We start from the raw sequence: 6,638 nt of genomic DNA, 5'->3' as shown, positions 1-6,638 counted from the left end.
ACCTTAAACCTCTGTTGGGTGAGGTGATGATATCTCAAGAATATTTGTTTAAATAACAGCTGTTTGAGAGAAGCATAAAAGCATAGCTCATGAATATGAACATGCGAGTTACGATGGGGTATGTTTTGTTGTGATTTACATCACTGTTACTAATATGAAAAATCGTTGCCAGAAGATTTTATTTTGTGATAAATTCGCGCGCAATCTCGGAGCGTAATTAACAACGTTTGATCTCTGGGGGATACGCGTAGTGACCATTCAAGCTGATTGTGACACTGCGTAGGGTAGGTATCGGCAAAGCCTTTTGTCGATAGACGGGATACTAATGCTGTAAACGCGGCATATTAATGGGAAACCCAACATTGAAACCTTTGAATAAACACACACTAATCAGCTTCATACTGCCGAAATGTCCTGTTTTACAAAACGGGTGCATTACAGAACCTTGATTAATCCCTTTTACATATAAAGTCGCGAGTATCGTGGCGGATGATCTGTATTTGTCATTTATGCACTGACAAATGCGGAGGGGTATTCACACCTCCTGTAATTTCATTCTAATGATTATTAATACAGGATACAGAATTATTATAATTCAAGGGATTATGTAGTATGAGCACTGCCTTTGAAGTCGATAGCAATATCGCAAACATTTTTTCGTCTCAGGTTCCTATCGTTGAGGGAACGTATGACTTAACGCCAGATCAAGTATTGATTGATCAGGCTGAGCATGAATCTGAAGTACGTTCTTATCCACGTCGTTTGCCGATCGCAATTAAACAAGCCTTTGGGTGCTTGGTTGAAGATACGCGTGGACAGATCTTTCTAGACTGCCTTGCTGGGGCAGGCACTCTAGCTTTGGGGTATAACCATCCTGAAATAAACCAAGCTCTGAAAGAGCAATTAGATTCAGGACTGCCATATCAGACGCTAGATATTGCAACATCAGCAAAAACGACGTTTATTCAATCTGTTAAGTCTTTTCTTCCTCAAGAGTTAAGCGAGAACAGCGTTATCCAATTTTGTGGCCCGTCTGGAGCTGATGCGGTTGAAGCTGCTATCAAGCTCGCGAAACAGACTACCGGTCGCAACACTATGTTTGCCTTCCGTGGCGCATACCATGGTATGACTAATGGTACGATGGGGATGATGGGTAACTTAGGCACGAAAGCTCGTCGAACCGGTTTGATGTCGGATGTGCACTTTATGCCTTTCCCATACAACCTGCGTTGTCCTTTTGGGCTTGGCGGTGATGAAGGTGCGAAAGCAAGTATTCGCTATATCGATCGTCTTTTAAACGATGATGAGTCAGGCATTATGAAGCCTGCCGCGATTATCGTGGAGCCAGTGCAAGGTGAGGGTGGTGTTGTTCCTGCGCCAGCATTCTGGCTACGAGAGTTACGTCGTATTTGTGATGAACACGGTATCTTACTGATCTTCGATGAGATCCAGTGTGGTATTGGTAAAACTGGCTACAATTTCGCGTTCGAAGAGTCGGGCATTGTTCCAGATATTCTGTGTTTATCAAAAGCAATTGGTGGTGGCTTACCAATGTCGCTATTGGTTATCAACAAGCAACATGATACATGGAAGCCGGGCGAGCACACAGGTACATTTCGTGGTAACCAGCTAGCTATGGTCTCTGGTGCGAAAGCATTAGAAATTATCCAGCGTGATAACCTTGTTGAGCATGCCAATATTGCGGGTCAGTACCTGCGTTACGGCCTTGAGAGTATTCAAAAGCGTGTAAACTGTATCGCAGAGGTTCGTGGCAAAGGTTTGATGCTAGGCGTGGAGATTAAAAATCCAGACGGTGAGCTCAATAAATTTGGTGAACCTCAAGCGGATAGTGAACTCACACTTTCTATTCAACGCGCAGCACTCGAGCGTGGCTTGATCGTTGAAAAAGGTGGACGCGAAGGCGCAGTAATTCGTTTCCTTCCTCCTCTTATCATCTCGTTTGAGCAAATCGACTTTGCTTTACGTGTATTTGAAGACGCGATTTTAGCCGCTGGCGGTAGTCACATCGAAACTCAGCCACAAGATGAATGGAAGAAGCATTTCATCCACACTGGAGAGATGGGCAGCAATGAATTTGCTTCGGTGATGAATCACACTACTACGGCAATGAAGTCAGTGTTTGAACAAGTGACTGCACCGTATTCAGGTATGGATCCAAAAGCATTGGAAGCAGCGATTCACGACGTTGATCTTGATAATGGAAATGCGCCTCTTAAAACCGTTATCGACGATGCTGCTGAGCTGGTCGCGAAAAACGCAATTTTTACTCAACATCCAGATTGTATTGCTCACCTACATACTCCACCGTTGATGCCAGCGATTGCGGCAGAGGCAATGATTGCGGCTTTGAACCAGTCGATGGACTCATGGGATCAAGCTTCATCAGCGACTTATGTTGAACAGAAAGTTGTGAACTGGCTATGCGATAAATATGAGTTAGGTGAAAAAGCGGACGGTATCTTCACGAGCGGCGGCACGCAAAGTAACCAAATGGGTTTGATGCTTGCGCGAGATTGGATTGTTGACAAACTCAGTGCACACTCAATTCAAAAGCTTGGCCTTCCTGAATACGCAGACAAGCTACGTATTGTATGTTCGAAAAAATCCCACTTCACGGTTCAAAAATCAGCGTCTTGGATGGGATTGGGTGAAAAAGCGGTCATGACCGTCGATGCTAATGCCGATGGAACGATGGATGTCACTAAATTAGACGAAGTTCTCAATCAGGCCAAAGCAGAAGGTTTGATCCCATTTGCCATTGTTGGTACAGCGGGTACAACGGACCACGGTGCTATTGATGACTTAGACTTTATCGCCGATATGGCAGCGAGACATGACATGTGGATGCACGTCGACGGTGCATACGGTGGAGCTCTGATTCTAAGTAGCCAAAAAGCGCGTCTGAAAGGTTGTGAGCGTGCACATTCCATCAGCGTAGACTTCCATAAGCTGTTTTACCAAACCATCAGTTGTGGTGCGCTATTGGTAAATGACAAGTCTAACTTTAAATTCCTGCTTCACCATGCAGACTATTTGAACCGCGAACACGACGAACTACCGAACTTGGTGGATAAGTCTATTGCGACAACTAAGCGTTTTGATGCGCTCAAAGTGTTTATGACGATGCAAAGCGTAGGGCCAAAAGCCCTAGGCGATATGTATGATCATTTGCTTGAACAGACGCTTGAAGTGGCGGACATGATTCGAGATAACAAACACTTTGAGTTGTTGGCTGAACCATCACTATCTACGGTTCTGTTCCGCGCGACACATGAATCAGCGGATCTTGATGAACTGAACAAAACGTTGCGCTTAGAAGCGTTAACACGCGGTATCGCGGTATTGGGTGAAACCATTGTCGACGATAAAACTGCATTGAAATTTACGATTTTGAACCCGTGTCTGACGACGGCGGACTTTGAATCTTTGCTCTCAAAAATCAATACGCTAGCGGCAGAGCTAGTTTAACAAAGGTAACGGAAAACTATGGCAATTCTACAGATTGGTGCAGGCGGCGTTGGCTGGGTAGTTGCACATAAAGCAGCACAAAACAACGACGTTCTGGGTGATATCACAATCGCATCACGTACCGTAGGTAAGTGTGAGAAAATCATCGAATCGATTCAGAAGAAAAACAATCTGAAAGATTCAACTAAGAAATTAGAAGCGCGAGCGGTAAACGCGGACGACGTAGATTCTTTAGTTGCTTTAATTAAAGAAGTACAACCTGACTTAGTGATCAACGCAGGTCCTCCTTGGGTGAACATGTCTATTATGGAAGCATGTTACCAAGCTAAAGTGTCATACCTTGATACATCTGTTGCGGTTGATTTGTGCTCTGAAGGCCAACAAGTACCTCAAGCTTACGATTGGCAGTGGGGTTACCGTGAGAAGTTTGAAGAAGCCGGCATTACAGGTATTCTTGGTGCTGGTTTCGATCCGGGCGTAGTATCGGTGTTTGCCGCATACGCAGTGAAGCATCTGTTCGATGAAATCGATACTATCGACGTAATGGATGTAAACGCAGGCGACCACGGTAAGAAGTTCGCAACTAACTTTGATCCAGAAACGAACATGCTTGAGATTCAAGGCGATTCGTTCTACTGGGAAAACGGCGAGTGGAAACAAGTACCTTGTCACTCACGTATGCTTGAGTTTGAATTCCCGAATTGTGGTTCACACAAAGTGTACTCAATGGCGCACGACGAAGTTCGATCTATGCAAGAGTTCATCCCGGCGAAACGCATCGAATTCTGGATGGGCTTTGGTGACCGTTACCTAAACTACTTCAATGTGATGCGCGACATCGGTCTACTCAGCCCAGATCCACTAACGCTTCACGACGGTACGGTTGTTCAACCTTTGCACGTGCTAAAAGCACTACTACCAGATCCAACATCACTCGCACCAGGCTACACTGGCCTAACGTGTATCGGTACTTGGGTTCAAGGTAAGAAAGATGGTAAAGAGCGCAGTGTATTTATTTACAACAACGCTGATCACGAAGTCGCATACGAAGATGTTGAACACCAAGCTATCTCATACACCACTGGCGTACCAGCGATCACTGCGGCTTTGCAGTTCTTCCGTGGCAAGTGGGCAGACAAAGGCGTGTTCAACATGGAACAACTAGATCCAGACCCATTCCTAGAAACCATGCCATCTATTGGTCTAGATTGGCATGTTCAAGAACTGGAGCCAGGACAACCTGTTATCCATAAATTGAAGTAAGAATTTAGCGACTCTTATTTGTACGTTTAAGCCGATGCACTTGCGTCGGCTTTGTTCGATTTTATAGTGTCTTTGCTAAGGCGAAGAGACGTAAGGTATCAAAATGCAACAAAACGAACTAAAAACGCCATACTTCATGATCAATGAAGACAAGCTGATTGAGAACCTAGAGAAAGCAAAACAGCTAAAAGACATCTCTGGTGTGAAGCTTGTATTAGCACTGAAGTGCTTCTCAACATGGGGTGTATTCGACATCATCAAGCCTTACCTAGACGGAACAACAAGTTCTGGCCCGTTTGAAGTGAAGCTTGGCTACGAAACGTTCGGTGGTGAGACACACGCATACAGTGTGGGTTACAGCGAAGATGACGTTCGCGATGTGGCGGACATCTGTGACAAGATGATCTTTAACTCTCAGTCACAGCTAGCGGCTTATCGTCATATTGTCGAAGGCAAAGCATCGATTGGCTTGCGCCTAAACCCAGGTGTGAGCTATGCAGGGCAAGACTTAGCAAACCCAGCGCGTCAATTCTCTCGTCTTGGTGTTCAGGCTGATCACATCAAACCGGAAATTTTTGATGGTATTGATGGCGTAATGTTCCACATGAACTGTGAGAACAAAGACGTGGATGCGTTTATCGGCTTACTCGATGCTATTTCAGCTCAGTTTGGCGAGTACCTAGATAAGCTGGACTGGGTAAGCATGGGCGGCGGCGTGTTCTTCACATGGCCGGGTTATGACATCGAAAAGCTTGGCCTAGCGCTGAAAGCGTTTGCTGAAAAACACGGCGTGCAAATGTACCTAGAACCGGGCGAAGCGATCATTACCAAGACGACTGACCTAGTGGTCACTGTGGTTGATATCGTTGAGAACGTAAAGAAGACGGCGATTGTCGATTCAGCCACAGAAGCTCACCGCTTAGATACGTTGATCTACAATGAGCCAGCGTCAATTCTTGAAGCATCTGAAAATGGTGAACACGAGTATGTGATCGGCTCGTGCTCTTGTTTGGCTGGAGACCAGTTCTGCGTGGCGAACTTCGAACAGCCTCTAGAGATAGGACAGCGTCTGCATATTCTAGATAGTGCCGGTTACACCATGGTGAAACTGAACTGGTTTAACGGTCTACGTATGCCGTCGGTCTACTGTGAACGCTCGAATGGTGACACTCAAAAACTGAATGAATTTGACTACTCTGATTTCAAACGTTCACTGTCTCAGTGGTCAGTGATATAAAACGTATTGAGTATTAGAACGACAAAGAGCAGCTGAATTGCTGCTCTTTTTATTGGGGAAGCGTTAAAGGTATGCAGTTAGCTTTCTACAATTACACGAGTGTCTTCACTCAGAGATTCTAACTCATTGGCTATGTCTTCAATTTCTAGCTCGCTAGGTAGTTTTATCGCCATTTTAGCGCTGAATAAGCTAGAGCTTACCCCTCCGCCTCCTGCAATGAATACACGCTGACAATCCATATCTAAAATTGAGATACCTTGATTATCGAGAACGTGAGTAATTTCATTCACAATACCCGCTCTATCGTTGGCATCTAAACGAAGTTGGAAGATAGTGTCTTCACGATATGAATGAGGTTCAGAGTCGACGAACCTAACAACAAGAGTCTGACAAGAAGAGAACGCCTGTTTAACGATGTCGGCATTTTCTCTTGGAAGCTCTACTTTGATGACACCTGCAACTTGGTCTTCGATAAAGTTTACTTTGCTGATCAGCCATTTCCCGCCGTTTTCGTGTGTGATTGCAGCGAGCTCTTTAATCGTGGCGGGTGACGCTTGTCCGACAAAATTAACAATAAATACGGTGTTCATAATGTCCCCTCCTGGAATCAAGGTTTGGACGCAGTACGAATAAACGTGCTACTTAAGTT

4 protein-coding genes are annotated in these 6,638 nt (G+C 45.0%); 3 read left to right on the top strand and 1 reads right to left on the bottom strand.

The features are described 5' to 3' along the window. Positions 1-612: 612 nt before the first annotated feature. From CAG68_RS13160 to nspC, 3 genes are all read left to right on the top strand, one after another. On the top strand, positions 613-3,489 hold the full coding sequence (locus tag CAG68_RS13160; protein ID WP_054730795.1) for a pyridoxal phosphate-dependent class III aminotransferase: 2,877 nt from the start codon (positions 613-615) through the stop codon (positions 3,487-3,489). 18 nt (positions 3,490-3,507) lie between these two features. Further along, positions 3,508-4,752 (top strand): carboxynorspermidine synthase, encoded by a 1,245-nt coding sequence (locus CAG68_RS13155; RefSeq protein ID WP_012841628.1) that lies wholly within the window; start codon positions 3,508-3,510, stop codon positions 4,750-4,752. A 103-nt stretch (positions 4,753-4,855) separates the two neighbouring features. Then, positions 4,856-5,989: a carboxynorspermidine decarboxylase gene (nspC, locus tag CAG68_RS13150; protein WP_085569790.1), complete on the top strand. Its 1,134-nt coding sequence runs from the start codon at positions 4,856-4,858 to the stop codon at positions 5,987-5,989. A 77-nt stretch (positions 5,990-6,066) separates the two neighbouring features. Here nspC and CAG68_RS13145 read toward each other — a convergent pair whose 3' ends face one another. Further along, the gene (locus CAG68_RS13145) at positions 6,067-6,579 is read right to left on the bottom strand and encodes a glycine cleavage system protein R (protein ID WP_005376814.1); all 513 of its coding nucleotides are present in this window, start codon (positions 6,577-6,579) and stop codon (positions 6,067-6,069) included. Between the last annotated feature and the right edge of the window lie 59 nt (positions 6,580-6,638).

Origin of the sequence: Vibrio sp. V42_P2S4T144, from assembly GCF_009904715.1 — a bacterium.
GTDB classification, from domain to species: Bacteria; Pseudomonadota; Gammaproteobacteria; order Enterobacterales; family Vibrionaceae; genus Vibrio; species Vibrio alginolyticus.
Note: the sequence above shows the minus strand (reverse complement) of the source record. Positions and strands in the feature narration are given on the sequence as shown.